This window comes from Serratia marcescens (genome assembly GCF_001902635.1).
GTDB classification, from domain to species: domain Bacteria; phylum Pseudomonadota; class Gammaproteobacteria; order Enterobacterales; family Enterobacteriaceae; genus Serratia; species Serratia marcescens_F.
Genome location: NZ_MJAO01000011.1, coordinates 144,360 through 163,071, shown reverse-complemented (window position 1 = coordinate 163,071; position 18,712 = coordinate 144,360). Strand labels below are relative to the sequence as shown.

General features: G+C 61.3%; 17 protein-coding genes. 10 read left to right on the top strand and 7 right to left on the bottom strand.

All coding sequences use genetic code 11. The annotated features are described in order from the left end of the window. Positions 1–33 precede the first annotated feature (33 nt). The 6 genes from argD to ppiA form a co-directional block, all read right to left on the bottom strand. Positions 34–1,251, bottom strand: a complete 1,218-nt coding sequence (argD, locus tag BHU62_RS13155; RefSeq protein ID WP_073532411.1) for a bifunctional acetylornithine/succinyldiaminopimelate transaminase — start codon at positions 1,249–1,251, stop codon at positions 34–36. 131 nt (positions 1,252–1,382) lie between these two features. Beyond that, positions 1,383–1,958 (bottom strand): aminodeoxychorismate synthase component II, encoded by a 576-nt coding sequence (locus BHU62_RS13150; protein ID WP_073532410.1) that lies wholly within the window; start codon positions 1,956–1,958, stop codon positions 1,383–1,385. A 72-nt stretch (positions 1,959–2,030) separates the two neighbouring features. Beyond that, the gene (locus BHU62_RS13145; protein ID WP_073532409.1) at positions 2,031–3,557 is read right to left on the bottom strand and encodes a helicase HerA-like domain-containing protein; all 1,527 of its coding nucleotides are present in this window, start codon (positions 3,555–3,557) and stop codon (positions 2,031–2,033) included. Between the two features lie 151 nt (positions 3,558–3,708). Then, the gene (gene btsR / locus BHU62_RS13140; RefSeq protein ID WP_038878105.1) at positions 3,709–4,434 is read right to left on the bottom strand and encodes a two-component system response regulator BtsR; all 726 of its coding nucleotides are present in this window, start codon (positions 4,432–4,434) and stop codon (positions 3,709–3,711) included. Then, a complete protein-coding gene (locus BHU62_RS13135; protein ID WP_073532408.1) occupies positions 4,434–6,119 on the bottom strand; it encodes a sensor histidine kinase in 1,686 nt (561 codons plus the stop codon). The genes btsR and BHU62_RS13135 overlap by 1 nt, the downstream gene beginning before the upstream one ends. Before the next feature lie 156 nt (positions 6,120–6,275). Further along, complete coding sequence (gene ppiA / locus BHU62_RS13130) at positions 6,276–6,845, bottom strand: peptidylprolyl isomerase A (protein WP_073532407.1); 570 nt, start codon at positions 6,843–6,845, stop codon at positions 6,276–6,278. Positions 6,846–7,198: 353 nt separating this feature from the next. On the opposite strand from ppiA, the gene BHU62_RS13120 reads away from it, so the two are divergent. From BHU62_RS13120 to BHU62_RS13095, 6 genes are all read left to right on the top strand, one after another. Further along, complete coding sequence (locus BHU62_RS13120; RefSeq protein WP_038878111.1) at positions 7,199–7,537, top strand: PTS lactose/cellobiose transporter subunit IIA; 339 nt, start codon at positions 7,199–7,201, stop codon at positions 7,535–7,537. Continuing rightward, positions 7,534–8,841, top strand: a complete 1,308-nt coding sequence (locus BHU62_RS13115) for a 6-phospho-beta-glucosidase (RefSeq protein WP_073532406.1) — start codon at positions 7,534–7,536, stop codon at positions 8,839–8,841. Before BHU62_RS13120 ends, BHU62_RS13115 begins: the two co-directional genes overlap by 4 nt. A 72-nt stretch (positions 8,842–8,913) precedes the next feature. Beyond that, positions 8,914–9,894, top strand: a complete 981-nt coding sequence (locus BHU62_RS13110) for a LacI family DNA-binding transcriptional regulator (protein WP_073532405.1) — start codon at positions 8,914–8,916, stop codon at positions 9,892–9,894. 191 nt (positions 9,895–10,085) lie between these two features. Then, positions 10,086–11,270, top strand: coding sequence for an MFS transporter TsgA (gene tsgA / locus BHU62_RS13105; RefSeq protein ID WP_073532404.1), 1,185 nt, complete (start codon positions 10,086–10,088; stop codon positions 11,268–11,270). Positions 11,271–11,383: 113 nt separating this feature from the next. Further along, a complete protein-coding gene (locus BHU62_RS13100) occupies positions 11,384–11,632 on the top strand; it encodes an AbrB/MazE/SpoVT family DNA-binding domain-containing protein (protein WP_073532428.1) in 249 nt (82 codons plus the stop codon). Further along, complete coding sequence (locus BHU62_RS13095; RefSeq protein ID WP_073532403.1) at positions 11,626–11,976, top strand: type II toxin-antitoxin system ChpB family toxin; 351 nt, start codon at positions 11,626–11,628, stop codon at positions 11,974–11,976. The genes BHU62_RS13100 and BHU62_RS13095 overlap by 7 nt, the downstream gene beginning before the upstream one ends. Here the strand turns inward: BHU62_RS13095 and BHU62_RS13090 are convergent. Beyond that, positions 11,973–13,241: a cytosine deaminase gene (locus BHU62_RS13090; protein ID WP_321970034.1), complete on the bottom strand. Its 1,269-nt coding sequence runs from the start codon at positions 13,239–13,241 to the stop codon at positions 11,973–11,975. The genes BHU62_RS13095 and BHU62_RS13090 overlap by 4 nt on opposite strands. Positions 13,242–13,544: 303 nt before the next feature. Here BHU62_RS13090 and nirB point away from each other — a divergent pair, with 303 nt between their 5' ends. The 4 genes from nirB to cysG are packed head-to-tail and all read left to right on the top strand — an operon-like array spanning position 13,545 to position 18,688. Further along, entirely contained in the window at positions 13,545–16,094 is a 2,550-nt protein-coding gene (gene nirB / locus BHU62_RS13080) for a nitrite reductase large subunit NirB (protein ID WP_073532401.1), read from the top strand. After that, positions 16,091–16,417: a nitrite reductase small subunit NirD gene (gene nirD / locus BHU62_RS13075; RefSeq protein WP_073532400.1), complete on the top strand. Its 327-nt coding sequence runs from the start codon at positions 16,091–16,093 to the stop codon at positions 16,415–16,417. Before nirB ends, nirD begins: the two co-directional genes overlap by 4 nt. A 16-nt stretch (positions 16,418–16,433) precedes the next feature. Continuing rightward, positions 16,434–17,234 (top strand): nitrite transporter NirC, encoded by an 801-nt coding sequence (gene nirC, locus BHU62_RS13070; protein WP_073532399.1) that lies wholly within the window; start codon positions 16,434–16,436, stop codon positions 17,232–17,234. Positions 17,235–17,284: 50 nt separating this feature from the next. Then, positions 17,285–18,688 carry a siroheme synthase CysG gene (gene cysG / locus BHU62_RS13065; RefSeq protein WP_073532398.1) on the top strand — a complete coding sequence of 468 codons (1,404 nt, stop codon included), beginning with the start codon at positions 17,285–17,287 and terminating at the stop codon, positions 18,686–18,688. Positions 18,689–18,712: the final 24 nt, after the last annotated feature.

The following is an 18,712-nucleotide window of genomic DNA, read 5'->3' as shown; positions in this document are numbered from 1 at the left end:
GCATGCCGCGCCCCGTCATATGCCGCACGGGCTTCAGGCGTTGATCACATCCTGCACCGCCAGCTCGAACAGCGCCATACCGGCCTCGATATCCTGCAGTTCCACCACCAACGACGGCGCGAAACGGATAACGTTCGGCCCGGCGTTAAGGATCATCAGCCCGCGTGCGGCGGCGGCGGTGAGGAAGTCGCGCGCTCTGCCGTGATAGTGCGGCGTCAGCTCGGCGCCGATCAGCAACCCCATGCCGCGAATGGCGGTAAAAATACCGTATTTATCGCCGATGCTCTGCAAAGCCTGCACATACAGCGCGTGGCGCTGTTCGATGCCGCTCAGCACCTCCGGCGTATTGATCACGTCCAGCGCCGCTTCCGCCACTGCGCAGGCCAGCGGGTTGCCACCGTAGGTGGTGCCGTGGGTGCCCACCTGCATCACCGAGGCAATCTCTTCGGTGGTCAGCATGGCGCTGACCGGGAAACCGCCGCCCAACGCCTTGGCGGTGGTGAGAATGTCCGGCGTCACGCCATAATGCATATAGGCAAACAGCTTGCCGCTGCGCCCCATGCCACTCTGCACTTCGTCGAACACCAGCAGCGCCTGATGTTGGTCGCACAGCTCGCGTACGCCTTTGAGGAAGCCGGCGTCGACCGGTGTAATCCCCCCCTCGCCCTGAATCGGCTCCATCACCACCGCGCAGGTGTGGTCGTCCATCACCGCCTTCACCGCCGCCAAATCGTTGAACGGCACGTGCACGATGTCGGCCGGCTTCGGCCCGAACCCGTCGGAGTATTTGGCCTGCCCACCCACCGACACGGTGAACAGCGTGCGGCCGTGGAACGCGTTATAGAAGGCGATGATTTTGGTTTTGTATGGGCTGTGGCGGGTGATGGCGTAATGACGCGCCAGTTTGAATGCCGCCTCGTTGGCCTCCGCGCCGGAGTTGGCGAAGAACACCCGGTCGGCGAAGGTGGCGTCGATCAATTTGCCGGCCAAACGCAGTGCCGGTTCATTGGTGAAGACGTTGCTGGTATGCCACAGGGTTTCGCCCTGACGCTTGAGCGCATCGACCAGCGCCGGGTGGCAGTGCCCCAGCGCCGTCACCGCGATGCCGCCGGAAAAATCGATGTACTCTTTTCCTTGCTGATCCCAGACCAGGCTGCCTTTGCCACGCACCGGCACAAACTGAGCGGGTGCATAAACAGGCAGGATCACCTGGTCGAAGGTGCTGCGGCTCACTGCGGATTTGTCAGTCATTTTCGGCTCCACCCTGAAGGTTTTTTAGCGCTATCGTAATATCAGATTGAAAATATAATCACGAAATATGCATAAAAAACCAATCAAGCGCAAATGTAAAACGCCTGACGGATGAAAAAAATGCACCGGGATTAACGCTTGAGGAAATTATCCAGCAGCTGGTGGCCCTGCTCGCTGAGCACGCTTTCCGGATGGAACTGTACGCCCTCCAGCGCCAGCGTGCGGTGGCGGATGCCCATGATCTCGTCACGCACCCCGTCGCGTTCACTCCAGGCGGTTACTTCAAAACAGTCCGGCAGCGTATCGGCTTTCAATACCAGCGAGTGGTAGCGGGTCACGATCAGCGGATCGTTGAGGCCGCGAAACACCCCGACGCCCAGATGGCGAATCGCCGAGGTTTTGCCGTGCATCACCGCGCGGGCGCGCACCACATCGGCGCCGAACGCCTGCCCCAGGGCCTGGTGCCCCAAACACACGCCGAGGATCGGCAGCTTGCCGGCGAAATGGCGAATGGCGGCCAGCGAAATGCCCGCTTCGTTCGGGGTACAGGGGCCGGGAGAAATCACCAGATGCTGCGGCGCCAACCGCTCGATATCGGCCAGCTGCAGCTCATCGTTGCGCTTCACCAGCACCTCGGCGCCCAATTCGCAGAAGTACTGGTAAAGGTTATAGGTAAAGGAGTCGTAGTTATCGATCAGCAGCAGCATGTTAGGTCCGGCAGAGAAAAATGCCGCCATAGTGTACTGATTTAACCCGCCGCTGCCGACGATAATTTCCGCTTACTTTTTACGACCGCCGGTGATCGAACCCAACACGCCGCGCAGGATCTGGCGCCCGAGATCGCGCGCCATGCTCTTGGCGGCAGTCTGGACGATGCCGTCGCGCTTACCGCCGCGCGGGCCAGTGGAACCGAACAGCAGCTCGTTCAAGCTGCCCATCAGGCCGCCGCCCGCCTGCTGTTGCGCCTGCGGCGGCTGGGCCTGCTGGCCGGACTGCTGCCCACCGACGGTGGCGAAACCACCCGCAGACAGGATTTCGTAGGCTGACTCGCGATCGACCATATCCTCATAGCGGCCATACAGCGGCGATTTGTTGATCGCGCTGTTCAGCCCTTCCGCGCCGAGCATGCCCATTTTGGATTCCGGCGCGATCACCATCGCTCGCTCCACCACGTTCGGGCGCCCTTTTTCGTCAAGGAACGATACCAGCGCTTCGCCCACGCCCAGCTCGGTGATCGCCGTTTCGGCATCGAAGGCCGGATTGGCGCGCAGGGTTTGCGCCGCCGTCTTCACCGCTTTCTGATCGCGCGGGGTAAAGGCGCGCAGCGCATGCTGTACGCGGTTGCCCAGCTGGCCCAGCACGCTGTCCGGAATGTCCAGCGGGTTCTGGGTGACAAAGTAAATGCCGACGCCTTTGGAGCGGATCAGGCGCACCACCTGCTCGATCTTGGTCAGCAGCGCCGCCGGCGCGTCGTTGAACAGCAGGTGCGCTTCATCAAAGAAGAACACCAGCTTCGGCTGTTCAGGGTCGCCCACTTCCGGCAGGTGCTCAAACAGCTCGGCCAGCAGCCACAGCAGGAACACCGAATACAGCTTCGGTTGATTGATCAGTTTGTCCGCCGCCAGCAGGTTGATCACGCCGTGGCCGTTGGCATCGGTTTTCATCAGATCGTTGATGTCCAACATCGGCTCGCCAAAGAACAGGTTGGCACCCTGTTCTTCCAGCGTCAGCAGCCCGCGCTGGATCGCACCGATCGATGCGGTGGAGATGTTGCCGTACTGGGTCTGGAATTGTTTGGCGTTATCGCCGACAAACTGCACCATGGCGCGCAGATCTTTCATGTCCAGCAACAGCAGCGCATTGTCATCGGCGATTTTAAACACCAGCTGCAGCACGCCGCTTTGCACCTCGTTCAGATCCAACAGGCGCCCCAACAGCAGCGGCCCGAGATCGGAAACCGTGGCGCGGATCGGATGGCCCTTTTCACCGTAAATATCCCACGGGATAATGGTGCAGGCCTGCGGCTGCCAGTCGGTGACGCCGATCGCCGCCAAGCGTGCCTGCAGTTTCTCGGAAGGCACGCCCTCGGCGCCGATGCCGGACAGATCGCCCTTCACATCCGACAGAAACACCGGCACGCCGATACGCGAGAACTGTTCGGCCATTTTCTGCAGCGTCACCGTTTTGCCGGTGCCGGTCGCCCCGGTGATCAGCCCGTGGCGGTTGGCCAACGCCGGCAAAATCACCAGATCCTGTTCCGGTTTTCCGTCTTTCATCGCTTTGGCGATAATCCGTGGTTCACTCATTTTCTGTTCCTTTGACGCTGACGCGGCGCGAAACACGCCTGTTGATGCAATAAAGCTATAAGCGCCACGTAACCCCGTCAAGGACAAACAAAATGGGCGCCGTCGGGACGCCCATGATGCCTGTCTTTTCAGAATCCCCCTAAGACCTGCGTCACCCCCGCAGCCCCAGTTGCTCCTTCAGTGCCTTCAGATAGCGCCGGCTGACCGGCACCGGATCGCCGGCCGACATGATCATTTCCGCCGCGCCGCCCTCTTCAAAGCGGATCTCGCGCACCTGCTCCAGGTTGACCAAATACTGCCGATGGCAGCGCACCAGCGGCGTGCGGCTTTCCAGCGTGCGCAGCGTCAGTTCGGTGAAACACTCCATGCCGTCGCTGCGCACCACGAAGACCCCGCTCAGCTTGGAACGGATCGCCAGCACTTCATCGAACCGCAGCAGATAGATGCGGCTGTGGCCGGTACAGGGAATATATTTCAGGTAACCGGCGCTCTCGTCCAGCGCCGCCACGTCCTGCGGCGCACTGCGCTGCCGCAGGCGTTGCAGCGTCTTGCTCAGCCGCTTCGGCTCCGCCGGCTTCAGCAGATAGTCGAAGGCGTGCTCCTCGAACGCCTGCACCGCGTATTCGTCGTAAGCGGTCAGAAACACGATGTGCGGCATGCGGTTGGGATCCAGCATGCCGACCATTTCCAGCCCGCTGATGCGCGGCATTTGAATATCGAGAAACACCACGTCCGGCTGCAGCCGGTGGATCTGACTGATGGCCTCGATGGCGTTGGCGCATTCGCCGATGATCGCGATCTCCGCTTCGGCCTCCAGCAGATGGCGCAGGTTGTCGCGGGCGGAAGGTTCATCGTCAACAATCAGTGCGTTTAACATCAGGCGGCCCTCTCCATGGGAACATTGAGCGTAATGCGGGTGTAGGCGTCCGGCCGGCAATCCACCTGCACGCCGTAGCCTTCGCCGTAGCGCACGCGAATGCGCTTATCCACCAGGTTCATGCCCAGCCCGCTGCAGTTCGGTTTCGGCTGGAACAGCCCGGCGTTGTCCGTCACCTGCAGCAGCAGATGCTCGCCTTCGCAGCAGGCGCCAATCTCGATGCGGCCCACGCCAAGCAGATGCGAGGTACCATGCTTGATGGCGTTTTCGACGATCGGCTGCAGCGAGAACGCCGGCAACCGCACCGCCAACAGCGCCTCCGGCAGCGACACCGCGATCTCCAGCCGATCGGCGAAGCGCGCTTTCTCGATCTGCAGGTAGGCGTTCACGTGTTCAATCTCGTCCGCCAGGCTGACTTCGTCATCCGAGCGTTTGAGGTTCTTGCGAAAGAAGGTCGAGAGAGACTGCACCAGCTCGCAGGCGCGCTCGCCGTCGCGGCGGATCACCGCCAGCAGGGTGTTCAAGGCATTAAACAGGAAATGCGGGTTGACCTGCGCATGCAGCAACTTGATCTCCGACTGCGCCAGCAGCTGCTTGTGGCGCTCGTATTGTCCGGCCATGATCTGCGCCGACAGCAGGCTGGCGATGCCTTCGCCCAACGTACGGTTGATGGTGCTGAACAGCTGGCTTTTCGGTTCGTACAGCTTGATGGTGCCGATCACCCGCTGGTTTTCACCGCGCAGCGGGATCACCAGCGTCGATCCCAGCTTGCAGGCCGGATTGATCGAGCAGCAGTAAGAGAGCTGATTGCCGTCGGCGTACACCACCTCGTTATTGTCGATGGCGCGATGCGAATGCACCGAGGCGATCGGCGTGCCCGGCAGGTGGTGATCGTCGCCGATGCCGATAAACGCCAGCAGCTTGTCGCGATCGGTGATCGCCACCGCGCCGATGCCCAGCTCCTGATAAATCACCCGGGCGACTTTCATGCTGTTTTCCTGATCGAAGCCCTGCCGCAGGATGCCCTCGGTGCGCTCGGCAATCTTCAGCGCCTTGGAAGAAAAGGCGCTGGTGTACTTCTCGAACATCGCGCGCCGATCCAGCAGGATTTGCATGAACATCGCCGCGCCGACGGTATTGGCGATCATCATCGGCAGCGCGATGTGCTCCACCAGCTGCAGCGCCTCGTCGTAAGGGCGCGCCACCGCCAGGATGATCGCCATCTGCAACACTTCCGCCACCAGCGCCACGCCGCCGACAAACAGCGGATTGAACAGCAGTTCGATGCGCCCGCGGCGCATGGCGATGCTGTGCACGATGCCGCCGACCAGGCCTTCCGACACCGTGGAGATGGCACAGGCCACGTCGGTCATGCCACCGAGCGTATACCGGTGCAAACCACCGGTCAGCCCGACCAGAAAGCCTACCGACGGCCCGCCCAGCAGGCCGCCCAAGACGGCGCCTATCGCGCGGGTGTTGGCGATCGAATCCTGAATATGCAGACCGAAGTAGGTGCCCATGATGCAGAACACCGAGAAGATCACGTAGCACAGCAACTTGTGCGGCAGGCGGATGGTCACCTGCATCAGCGGGATGAACAGCGGGGTTTTACTCAACAGATAGGCGATAACGAGATAGACGCACATCTGCTGCAACAGCAACAGCACCTGGTTAAATTCATACATGGCAGCAACTCATCCAGAGACAACAAAGGGCTAACGCCGGATTTCCGGTCTGATTATTGTCTGCTGATTAGAGCATGAGGCGCGGGAGAAAACAGTGATGAAGGCAAGGCTTCGGGAGGAAGGAACGGCCGACCCCCGCGGGATCGGCCAAAAAACTTACGGCAGTACCTTGGCCGACAGAATCACCACCGGTTTGGTCGGCACATTCTGGTAAGGGCCGACGTTGCCGGTTGGTACCTGAGCAATCTTGTCCACCACGTCCATGCCTTTCACCACTTTGCCGAATACCGCGTAGCCGAAGTCGCGCTGGCCGTGATCCAGGAAGGCGTTATCCGCCACGTTCAGGAAGAACTGACTGGTGGCGCTGTCTTTGTCGGCAGTGCGCGCCATCGAGATGGTGCCGCGCAGGTTGCGCAAACCGTTGTCGGCTTCGTTTTTGATCGGCGCCTTGGTGGATTTTTGCTGCATGTCAGCGGTGAAACCGCCGCCCTGGATCATAAAGCCCGGGATCACGCGGTGGAAAATGGTGTTGTTGTAGTACCCGTTGTTCACGTAATCGACGAAGTTCTGGGTGGAAACCGGTGCCTTCTTGCTGTCGAGCGCCAATTCGATATTCCCCGCCGAGGTGGTCAGCATGACGTGGGTCTCACCGGCGGCGAGTGCGGCAGGCGCCACTGCGGTCAGGGAACACAGCGCGACGAAGGTCACTAAAGTACGTTTGAACATTAACGGGTCCTTTCTCTGAGAGACAAACAACGGAAAAGCGCTTTGATTCTAAAGAGCTGTATCGGCAAGTGCCAGCCATTTACCTATATTTACCCAATTACGGGACATATCCTAGGTAGCCCTGAATTTTGTTGCGGAAAGTATGGGCGCAGAAGGCTTTTTTGCCAACCGCATCACGCATTTTTTGCCCGCTGTCACCCTTGGTTAGTTTTTGCGACCTGCCTCCCAGTTTGCACACGCATTGTCGTTACTCTATATAAATGAGAGCGCTCTCATTTTAAAAATAACGGATACTGAGACATTCCACGGCGGCGTCGCCGCGCAACCCCTGGAGAAATGACGTGAGTGAATTGATGACTGAAGTCAGCCCCGAGTTTGAAAGCACCATCATGGAACTGCTGGTGTTCTCCGGCAGCGCGCGCAGCAATGCGCTGATGGCGCTGCGGCAAGCGCGTGCCGGCGACTTCGCCGCCGCGGCCAAACACATGGCCGAATCCAAAGAATGGGTGAAGAAGGCGCACCTGATCCAGACCGAACTGATCGGCCTGGACGAGGGCTGCGGCAAGCTGGCGATCAACCTGATCACCGTGCATGCGCAGGATCATCTGATGAACGCCATGGTGATCCAGGATCTGGCCGACGACATGATCGAACTCTATCGCCGTCAGTCGCAGACGGAGGGCCGCCCATGAACGCACTCAAAATCGCCGTGATCGGCGGCGGCAGCAGCTACACCCCGGAACTGGTCGATGGGCTGATCCAGCGTATCGAGGAGCTGCCGGTCACCGAACTGGCGCTGGTGGACGTCGAACCGGGCCGGCAAAAAGTGGAGATCATCGCCGCCCTGACGCGCCGCATGCTGGCGCGTCACGGGTTGGAGCAGGTTAAGGTCAGCGTGCACTTCGCGCTGGACGACGCGATTCGCGGCGCCGCTTTCGTGCTGACCCAATTCCGCGTCGGGCAACTGCCGGCGCGCGCCGCCGACGAACGGCTGGGCCTGAAATACCAGCTGCTCGGCCAGGAGACCACCGGCGTCGGCGGCTTCGCCAAGGCGCTACGCACCATTCCGGTGATGCTGGATATCGCCCGGCGGGTGGAAAAACTGGCACCGGACGCCTGGATCATCAACTTCACCAACCCGGCCGGCATCGTCACCGAAGCGGTATCCCGCTTTACCAAAGCGAAGATCATCGGCCTGTGCAACGTGCCGATCAGCATGCATCACATGATCGCCAACATGCTGCAGGCGCCTTACGCCGACGTGCAGCTGCGGTTCGCCGGCCTGAACCACATGGTCTGGGTACATCAGGTCACGCACCTGGGGCGCGACGTCACCGCCAAGGTGATCGACATGCTGTGCGACGGCGCGGCGCTGACCATGAACAACATCAAGGAAGAGCCCTGGCAGCCGGACTTCCTGCGCGCGCTCGGTGCCATCCCCTGCCCGTACCACCGCTATTTCTACCAGACCCGCGAGATGCTGGCGGAAGAGATGGCCGCCGCCGGCGAACGCGGCACCCGCGCCGAGCAGGTGATGCAGGTGGAGAAAGAGCTGTTCGAACTGTATGCCGATCCGCAGCTGGCCAGTAAACCGGAGCAACTCAGCTTCCGCGGCGGTTCTTACTATTCCGAAGTTGCGCTGGAGCTGATTCGTGCTATCCATAATAATCTCGGCACGCAATTAGTGGTCAATACCGCAAACCGCGGCGCAATCCGTGGCCTGCCGGATGATGCTGTGATAGAAATCAACTGTATCGTCGATGCCCAAGGCGCGCATCCGCTGACCTTCGGCCCGCTGCCGGAGGCGATGAATGCCTTGACGCAACAGGTGAAGGCCTACGAGCGTCTGACCATCGAAGCCGCGGTGCACGGCGATCGCCGCAGCGGTTTGCTGGCGCTGATCGCCAACCCGTTGGTGGGCAACGCCAATCTGGCGCAGCCGCTGCTGGACGAGGTGTTGGCGATAAACGCGCCGTATTTGCCGCAGTTCAGGTAAACACCTGCGCGCAGCCAGACAGGGGTTCGGCGCGCCGAACCCATTTTTTTAGCCGTAATCAGGAGTTGGACGATGGTGACACTGGAAGATGTCGCGGCGCTGGCGGGCGTATCGCGCGCCACCGTATCGCGCGTGGTAAACGGCGACAACAACGTTAAGGCACCGACCCGCGAGAAAGTCGAACGCGCCGTCGCCCAGCTCGGTTATACCCCCAACCCCGCAGCGCGCGCGCTCGCCTCCAGCCACAGCAACACCCTGGGGCTGGTCACCACGTCATATCGCGGCGGTTTCTTCGGTGCGCTGATGGACTTCGTGCAAACCGAGGCCGAATCCCACGGCAAGCAGCTGCTGGTGACCCAGGGCCGCAACAGCGCCGAAAACGAATGGCAGGCGGTGCAGCGGCTGTTCAGCCTGCGTTGCGACGGCGTGATCCTGCACGTGCGTTTTCTCAGCGATGTTCAACTGCGCCAGCTGGCGGCGGAGCAGCGTCATTTCGTGTTGCTCGATCGTCTGGTGCCAGGGCTGGAAGCGCGCTGCGTCATCTTCGATCACCCACTTGCCAGCCGCATGGCGACGCAGCGGCTGCTCGATGCCGGGCATCGGCGCATCGCCTGCATCAGCGGCCCACGCGAGCGCCCGTCAAGCCGGCTGCGGCTACAGGGGTTTGAAGAGGCGATGCAGGCGGCGAACCTCGAGCCGGTGGGCTGTCTGGAGGGCGTCTACGATCTGGAAAGCGGTTACCGCTGCGCCGATCAACTGCTGCGGCAAGCCGCACCGCCCAGCGCCATCTACTGCTGCAATGAAGAGATGGCGATCGGCGCCCTGCTGGCGATCAACGAGCACCGTCTGCGGGTGCCGCAGGATATCTCATTGATTTGTTACGACAGCGGCGAACGCGCGCCATTCGTGCGCCCGGCGCTGACCAGCGTGCATTTTCCCATCAGCGAGATGGCGCAATATGCGGCGCGCCTTCTGATCGATCCCACCACCCCGGCGCACCGGTTTGAGCCGACGATCGTCAACCGTGATTCCATTGTGACGGTACGCAAATAGATCACAATAATGCGCATCTCCCCTTCATGGGTTGCATCAAAAAATCGACAGCCATCACAAAAAATCCCGTTGTCTGTGCTAGGATCCGCCCCCTGGTGGCCTGATCGGGACTTTTTTCTGCGTTTGCCAGGAAAAGCCAGCGGCCTTATGCCAGTTTTAAAACTTCTAACAGACATATTCAGGCCTATACAATGAATGACAGTAACCGCATACGGCTTACCTGGATCAGCTTCTTTTCGTACGCGCTGACCGGTGCTTTAGTGATCGTCACAGGGATGGTGATGGGAAACATTGCAGAGTACTTTAATCTGCCGGTTTCCAGCATGAGTAACACCTTTACTTTCCTCAACGCCGGTATTTTGATTTCGATCTTCCTCAATGCCTGGCTGATGGAAATCATCCCGCTGAAGCGTCAGCTGATCTTCGGCTTTGTGCTGATGGTGCTGGCGGTTGCAGGGCTGATGCTCGGCAAGAGCCTGACCATGTTCTCGCTGTGCATGTTTATCCTCGGTGTGGTTAGCGGCATCACCATGTCGATCGGCACCTTCCTGATCACCCACATGTATGCCGGCCGCCAGCGCGGTTCGCGCCTGTTGTTCACCGACTCCTTCTTCAGCATGGCCGGGATGATCTTCCCGATCGTCGCCGCGATGCTGCTGGCTCGCCATATTGGCTGGTACTGGGTTTACGCCTGCATCGGCTTGCTGTACGTGGCGATCTTCGTGCTGACCCTGTGCTCCGAATTCCCGGTGCTGGGCAAGAAAGGCGCCGACGCCGGTCAGCCGGTCGCAAAAGAAAAATGGGGCATCGGCGTGCTGTTCCTGTCGATCGCCGCACTGTGCTACATCCTCGGCCAGTTGGGCTTCATTCAGTGGGTGCCTGAGTACGCCACCAAGTCGTTCAACATGGACATCGGCCAGGCCGGTAAGCTGGTGAGCGACTTCTGGACCTCTTACATGGTCGGGATGTGGGTGTTCAGCTTCATCCTGCGCTTCTTCGATCTGCAGCGCATCGTTACCGTGTTGGCCGCGTTGGCCACCGGCGCGATGTACCTGTTCGTCAGCACCGACAATCCGGAGCACCTGGGCTACTACATCATGGCTCTGGGCTTCGTTTCCAGCGCCATCTACACCACGCTGATCACCCTCGGCTCGCTGCAGACCAAGGTCTCCTCGCCGAAGCTGGTCAACTTTATCCTGACCTGCGGCACCATCGGCACCATGCTGACCTTCGTGGTCACCGGCCCGATCGTGGCAAAAGGCGGCGCGCACGCGGCGCTGACCACCGCCAACGGCCTGTACCTGGCGGTGTTCGTGATGTGTCTGCTGCTGGGCTTCGTGACCAAGCACCGCAGCCACGGCCACGTCACGCACTGATCCCATCGCATCAGATGCACCCAGGGCGCCCGCAAGGCGCCCTTTTTTTTACTGTACATTTTTTGCACTGAGTTATACATTGTTTATACATGAACAATGGAGAGGGATTGCTCATGAAAGTTTCTATCAAAAAATGGGGCAACAGCGCGGGAATGCTGGTGCCCTCAGCGCTAATGAACGAGCTGGAACTCCAGGTAGGTCAGGAAATGGACATGCAGGTCATCGATGGAGCGTTGGTCATTAAACCGGTTAAGAGACGCTATTCACTGCAGCAGTTGCTCGATGGTTGCGACAGTGAAGCGCCGGCCGCCGCAGACGGCAACTGGGAAAACATGCCGCCGGCGGGGAAAGAAGTATGGTGAAACGCCCCGTTTTTCAGCGCGGAGATCTTATCCGGGTCAGCCTGAATCCCGTGGTTGGCCGTGAGCAACAGGGCGACTTCCGCCCGGCGCTGGTGCTCTCTCCCCGCGAGTTCAATGCGCTGGGCATGGTGCTGGTCGCCCCTATTTCGCAAGGGGCGAATTTTGCCCGTACCGCGGGTTTCACCGTCAGCCTGAGCGGGAGTGGCACGACAACCCAAGGCGTCGTCTTGATCAACCAGGTTCGCATGATGGATCTGGCCGGGCGCAGCGCGCAATTCGTTGAACATGCTCCCGGCGAAGTCATCGCCGACGCGCTGGCGCGGCTTCAGGCAATCATCGACTAACGCCGAAAATCCACCGTCTCATCCTGCTGCAAATGCAGCGTGGTTTCCGCCGGCCGCGTTTCGGCGATCACTGCCCCCTGGCGAATCGAATAGCGCACCGGCGTCTGGCGGCGCACCGCGTCGAAGCCGCTTTCCGCCGGCAAAATCACCAGATTGGCGCTGTTGCCGGCCGCCAAGCCGTAGTCGCTCAGGTTAAGGGTGCGTGCACTGTGGCTGGTGATCAGCTTCAGCCCGTCATCGATCTGACCATACCCCATCAGTTGGCACACGTGCAGCCCCATATGCAGCACCTGCAGCATGTTGGCGGTGCCGAGCGGATACCAGGGATCGAACACGTCGTCATGGCCGAAGCAGACGTTGATCCCCGCCTCCAGCATCTCCTTCACCCGCGTCACGCCGCGCCGTTTCGGGTAGCTGTCGAAACGCCCCTGCAGATGAATATTCACCAGCGGATTGGCGACGAAGTTGATGCCGGACATTTTCAGCAGGCGGAACAGCCGCGAGGCGTAAGCGCCGTTGTAAGAATGCATCGCCGTGGTGTGGCTGGCGGTGACTTTCGCCCCCATATTCAACTTCAGCGCCAGCGCCGCCACGGTCTCGACGAAGCGCGATTGCTCGTCGTCGATCTCATCGCAGTGCACGTCCACCAGCCGATCGTATTTTTGCGCCAGCGCGAACGCCTTGTGCAACGACTCCACGCCGTACTCGCGGGTGAATTCGAAGTGCGGGATGGCGCCCACCACGTCGGCCCCCAGCCGCAGCGCTTCTTCAAGCAGCGCTTCACCGTTGGGATAGGAGAGGATGCCCTCCTGCGGGAAGGCGACGATCTGCAGCGTCACCCAGGGCGCCACCTCCCGCTTCACCTCGAGCATGGCGCGCAGCGCGGTCAGCGAGGGATCGGAAACGTCGACGTGGGTACGCACATACTGTACGCCGTTGGCGATCTGCCACTTGAGCGTTTGCCAGGCACGCTGCTTAACGTCTTCATGAGTCAACAGCGCCTTGCGTTCGGCCCAGCGCTCGATGCCTTCGAACAGCGTGCCGGATTGGTTCCAGGCCGGCTGACCGGCGGTTTGCGTGGTATCCAGGTGGATATGCGGTTCGACGAACGCCGGCAACGCCAGCCCGCCCTGTGCATCCAGCACATCGCTGCGCCACTCCTGCCCTTCCGGCTGCGGCACCAGATGCGCGATGCGCCCCTGCTCGATCGCCAGTTGCCACAATCCTTCATGCCCGCTTAAACGCAGGTTGTCGATAAACTTCAATGGACGTTTCGCCACCCTTCACCTCTGCCGTTGCGCTGGTTTTCTTCATCATACTGGCAGCGGATCGCGCTGACAAAGTCACCGTTTCGAGCCTACCCCCTGCGTTTACTCCCTGCGGGGTAGTTTGCATGAAAACTGACTCGCTTCAGCTAAAGGTGAATAAAATCCGCAACTTATCAAAAAACGTGGAAAATCATCCATATACCACATTAGAGGTATATAAGGGCGCGATTGATTTGCATCAATAAATTGCCCATCGGGAGAGATAAGGTAAGCCTAGGAAACCAGAATTTTGAGGCAATAATGAGCAGAGTCAAACTTGCCGTCGTCGGCAATGGCATGGTCGGCCACCGGTTCATCGAAGATCTGTTGGATAAAGCAGACAAAGACCAGTTCGAAATCACCGTATTTTGCGAAGAGCCGCGCATCGCTTACGATCGCGTGCACCTCTCTTCCTATTTTTCTCACCATACCGCCGAAGAGCTGTCGCTGGTGCGCGAAGGCTTTTACGAAAAACACGGCGTCAAAGTGCTGGTCGGCGAACGCGCCATCACCATCAATCGCGACGAGAAGGTCATCCACTCCAACACCGGCCGCACCGTCTATTACGACAAGCTGATCATGGCCACCGGCTCCTACCCGTGGATCCCGCCGATTAAAGGCTCGGATAGCCAGGACTGCTTCGTTTACCGCACCATCGAAGACCTGAACGCCATCGAAGCCTGCGCGCGCCGCAGCAAACGCGGGGCGGTGGTCGGCGGCGGGCTGTTGGGGCTGGAAGCTGCCGGCGCGCTGAAAAGCCTGGGGGTGGAAACGCACGTGATCGAGTTCGCTCCGGTGCTGATGGCCGAACAGCTCGACCCGATGGGCGGCGACCAGTTGCGCCGCAAGATCGAACGCATGGGCGTCAAGGTACACACCGGGAAAAACACCCAGGAGATCGTCAACGGCGGTGGCACGGCGCGCAAAACCATGCATTTCGCCGACGGCAGCCTGCTGGAAGTGGATTTCATCGTGTTCTCCACCGGCATCCGCGCCCAGGACAAGCTGGCGCGTCAGTGCGGGCTGGAGATCGGCTGCCGCGGCGGTATCGCCATCAACGACAGCTGCCAGACGTCGGATCCGGACGTGTATGCCATCGGTGAGTGCGCCGCCTGGCGCGATCGCACCTTCGGCCTGGTGGCGCCGGGTTACAAAATGGCGCAGGTGGCCGTCGATCACCTGCTGGGCCGCGAAAACGGCTTCCAGGGCGCCGACATGAGTGCCAAGCTGAAGCTGCTGGGCGTGGACGTCGGCGGCATCGGCGATGCCCACGGCCGCATCGAGGGCGCCCGCAGCTACGTCTATCTGGATGAAAGCAAAGAAGTCTACAAACGCATCGTGGTCAGCGCCGACAACAAAACCCTGCTCGGCGCGGTGCTGGTGGGTGACACCAGCGATTACGGCAACCTGCTGCAGCTGGCGCTGAACGGCATCGAGTTGCCGGAGAATCCGGACGGCCTGATCCTGCCGGCTCATGCGGGCAGCAAGCCGGCCATCGGCGTGGATTCACTGCCGGAAAGCGCGCAGATCTGCTCCTGCTTCGACGTCAGCAAAGGCGACATCATTCAGGCGGTCAACAAAGGCTGCCACACCGTGGCGGCGCTGAAGGCCGAAACCAAGGCCGGCACCGGCTGCGGCGGCTGCATCCCGCTGCTCACCCAGGTGCTGAACGCCGAGCTAAGCAAGCAAGGCATCGAGGTCAACCATCACCTGTGCGAACACTTCGCCTACTCGCGCCAGGAGCTGCTCCATCTGATCCGCGTCGAAGGCATCAAGTCTTTCGAGGCGTTGCTGGCCAAATACGGTAAAGGCTACGGCTGCGAAGTCTGTAAACCGACCGTCGGCTCGCTGCTGGCCTCGTGCTGGAACGAGTACATTCTCAAGCCGCAACATACGCCGCTGCAGGATACCAACGACAACTTCCTCGGCAATATCCAGAAAGACGGCACCTACTCGGTGATCCCGCGCTCCGCCGGCGGCGAAATCACCCCGGACGGCCTGCTGGCCATCGGCCAGATCGCCAAGGAATACAACCTCTACACCAAAATGACCGGCTCGCAGCGCATCGGCATGTTCGGCGCGCAAAAAGACGACCTGCCAGCCATCTGGCGCAAGCTGCTCGCCGCCGGCTTTGAAACCGGCCACGCTTACGCCAAGGCACTGCGCATGGCGAAAACCTGCGTCGGCAGCACCTGGTGCCGCTACGGCGTCGGCGACAGCGTCGGCTTCGGCGTCAAGCTGGAACACCGCTACAAAGGCATCCGCACCCCGCACAAAATGAAGTTCGGCGTCTCGGGCTGTACCCGTGAATGCGCCGAAGCGCAGGGCAAAGACGTCGGCATCATCGCCACCGAAAACGGCTGGAACCTGTATGTCTGCGGCAACGGCGGTATGAAGCCGCGCCACGCCGACCTGCTGGCCGCCGATCTCGACAGCGATACCCTGATGCGCTACCTCGACCGTTTCATGATGTTCTATATCCGCACCGCCGATAAGCTGCAACGCACCTCGGTATGGCTGGAGAGCCTGGAAGGCGGTATCGATTACCTGCGCAAGGTGATCATCGACGACAAGCTCGGCATCAATGACCAGTTGGAAGCGGAGATTGCCCGCCTGCGCGACGCGGTGATCTGCGAGTGGAAAGAGACCGTCGAGCATCCGGAAACGCAGCTGCGCTTCGCCCACTTCATCAACAGCCCGCTGCGCGATCCGAACGTGCAGGTGGTGGCCGAACGCGACCAGCACCGCCCGGCGCGCCCTGACGAGCGCATTCCCGTTACCCTGATCGATACCGAGGAGAGCCACGCATGAGCCAGTGGATTACCGTTTGTCCCGTCGCCGACATCCTGCCCGGCACCGGCGTGTGCGCCCTGATCGGCGAGCGGCAGGTGGCGGTGTTCCGCCCCTATGCCGACGAGCAGGTGTTCGCCATCAGCAATATCGACCCGTTCGCCCAGGCCAGCGTGCTCTCACGCGGGCTGATCGCCGAACATCAGGGCGAGCTGTGGGTCGCCAGCCCGCTGAAGAAGCAGCATTTCCGCCTGTACGACGGCCACTGTCTGGAAGACGACAGCCGTTCCGTCGCCAGTTTCACCAGCCGGGTGGTCGACGGCCTCGTGCAAGTCGCGGCATAACCTTTCGGGAGGCAACATGTTTACCGACACTATCAACAAATGCGCCGCCAACGCGGCGCGCATCGTCCGCCTGGCGAAGGAGAGCCCGCTCGGTTTCTGGATCAGCTCGGCGATGGCCGGCGCCTACGTCGGCCTCGGCATCATCCTGATCTTCACCCTCGGCAACCTGGTCGATCCAAGCGTGAGGCCGCTGGTGATGGGCGCGACCTTCGGCATCGCGCTGACGCTGGTGATCATCGCCGGTTCCGAGCTGTTCACCGGCCATACGATGTTCCTGACGCTCGGCGTCAAGGCCGGCACCATCCGCCAGAGCCAGATGTGGGCGGTGCTGCCGCAAACCTGGCTCGGCAATCTGCTCGGCTCGGTGCTGGTGGCGCTGATGTATTACTACGGCGGCGGTAGCCTGCTGCCGGTGGATACCAGCCTGGTGCACAGCGCCGCGCTGGCGAAAACCACCGCGCCGGCCGAGGTGCTGTTCTTCAAGGGCGTGCTGTGCAACTGGCTGGTCTGCCTGGCGATTTGGATGGCGATCCGCGTCGAAGGCGCCGCCAAGTTCATCGCCATCTGGTGGTGTCTGCTGGCCTTTATTGCCTCGGGCTACGAGCACTCCGTCGCCAACATGACGCTGTTCGCCCTCTCCTGGTTCGGCAACCACAGCGAGGCTTACACCCTCGCCGGCATCGGCCACAACCTGTTGTGGGTGACGCTGGGCAATATCCTGTCCGGCTCGGTGTTGATGGGCCTGGGTTATTGGTACGCCACACCGCGCGCCGAACGCCCGCAGGCGGCCAAAGCCGCCGCACGTCAGGCCGCCTGAGTTTCCGGGGGCGCATCCCGCCCCCATACTGATTATCCCGAGGAGTGCCGATGGACTACCTGCCGATTTTCTGCCAACTGCAACACAAAGCCTGTCTGCTGGTCGGCGGCGGCGAGATCGCCGAACGCAAGGCCCGCCTGCTGCTGGATGCCGGTGCGGCGTTGACCGTCAACGCCCTGGTGTTCAACCCGCAGTTCCGTCAGTGGGCGGAAGAAGGCCTGCTGACGCTGGCCGAAGGCGAATTCAGCCCGGCCCTGCTGGCGGAAAAATGGCTGGTGATCGCCGCCACCGACCGGCTGGAAGTCAACGCGCTGGTGTACCAGTGCGCCAACCAACAACGGGTATTCTGCAACGTGGTCGATGACCCGAAACGCGCCAGCTTTATCATGCCGTCGATCATCGATCGCTCGCCGATCATGGTGGCGGTGTCCTCCGGCGGCAAAGCGCCGGTGCTGGCGCGGCTGCTGCGCGAGAAGCTGGAAGCGATGCTACCGCAGCACCTTGGCAAGCTGGCGCAGCTGGGCGGTTCGCTGCGGCAGCGGGTAAAACAACGCTTTAGCAGCCTCGGCGCGCGCCGCCGCTTTTGGGAACGGCTGTTCGCCCACGACCGGCTGGCGCAGTCGCTGGCCAACAACGACGCGGCCCTGGCCGAACGTCAGCTCGATCAGCTGTTCAGCGAACAGCCGGAAGATCGCGGTGAAGTGGTGCTGGTGGGCGCCGGGCCGGGCGATGCCGGCCTGCTGACGCTGAAAGGGCTGCAGCAGATCCAGCAGGCCGATGTAGTGGTTTACGACCGGCTGGTCTCCGAAGAGATCATGACGCTGGTACGCCGCGACGCCGAGCGCATCTTCGTCGGCAAACGCGCCGGCCACCACTGCGTGCCACAGGAACAGATCAACCAAATCCTGCTGCAACAGGCACAGCAAGGCAAACGCGTGGTGCGGCTGAAAGGCGGCGATCCCTTTATCTTCGGCCGCGGCGGCGAAGAGCTGGAGACGCTGGCGGACGCCAACGTGCCGTTCTCGGTGGTGCCGGGCATCACCGCCGCCTCCGGTTGCTCCGCCTACAGCGGCATCCCGCTCACCCATCGCGACCACGCGCAGAGCGTGCGCCTGGTGACCGGCCACGCCAAGGCCGACGGCGGTTTGGACTGGGCGACATTGGCCGCCGGGCAACAGACGCTGGTGTTCTATATGGGGCTGTCGCAGGCGGCGGAGATCCAGCGCCAGCTGATTGCACACGGCTTGCCGGCCGCCACGCCGGTGGCGCTGGTGGAAAACGGCACCTCCAGCCGCCAGCGGGTGATTGAAGGCGAGCTCGGCCAACTGGGCGCCCTGTCCTTGCAGGCCGCCAGCCCCAGCCTGATCATCGTCGGCAGCGTGGTCAGCCTGCGCAGCAAGCTCAACTGGTTCGCCAGCGAGACACCGCCCGCCAGCCTGGCGCAAATGGCATGATACCGACGTAAAAAAAGCGGCCAA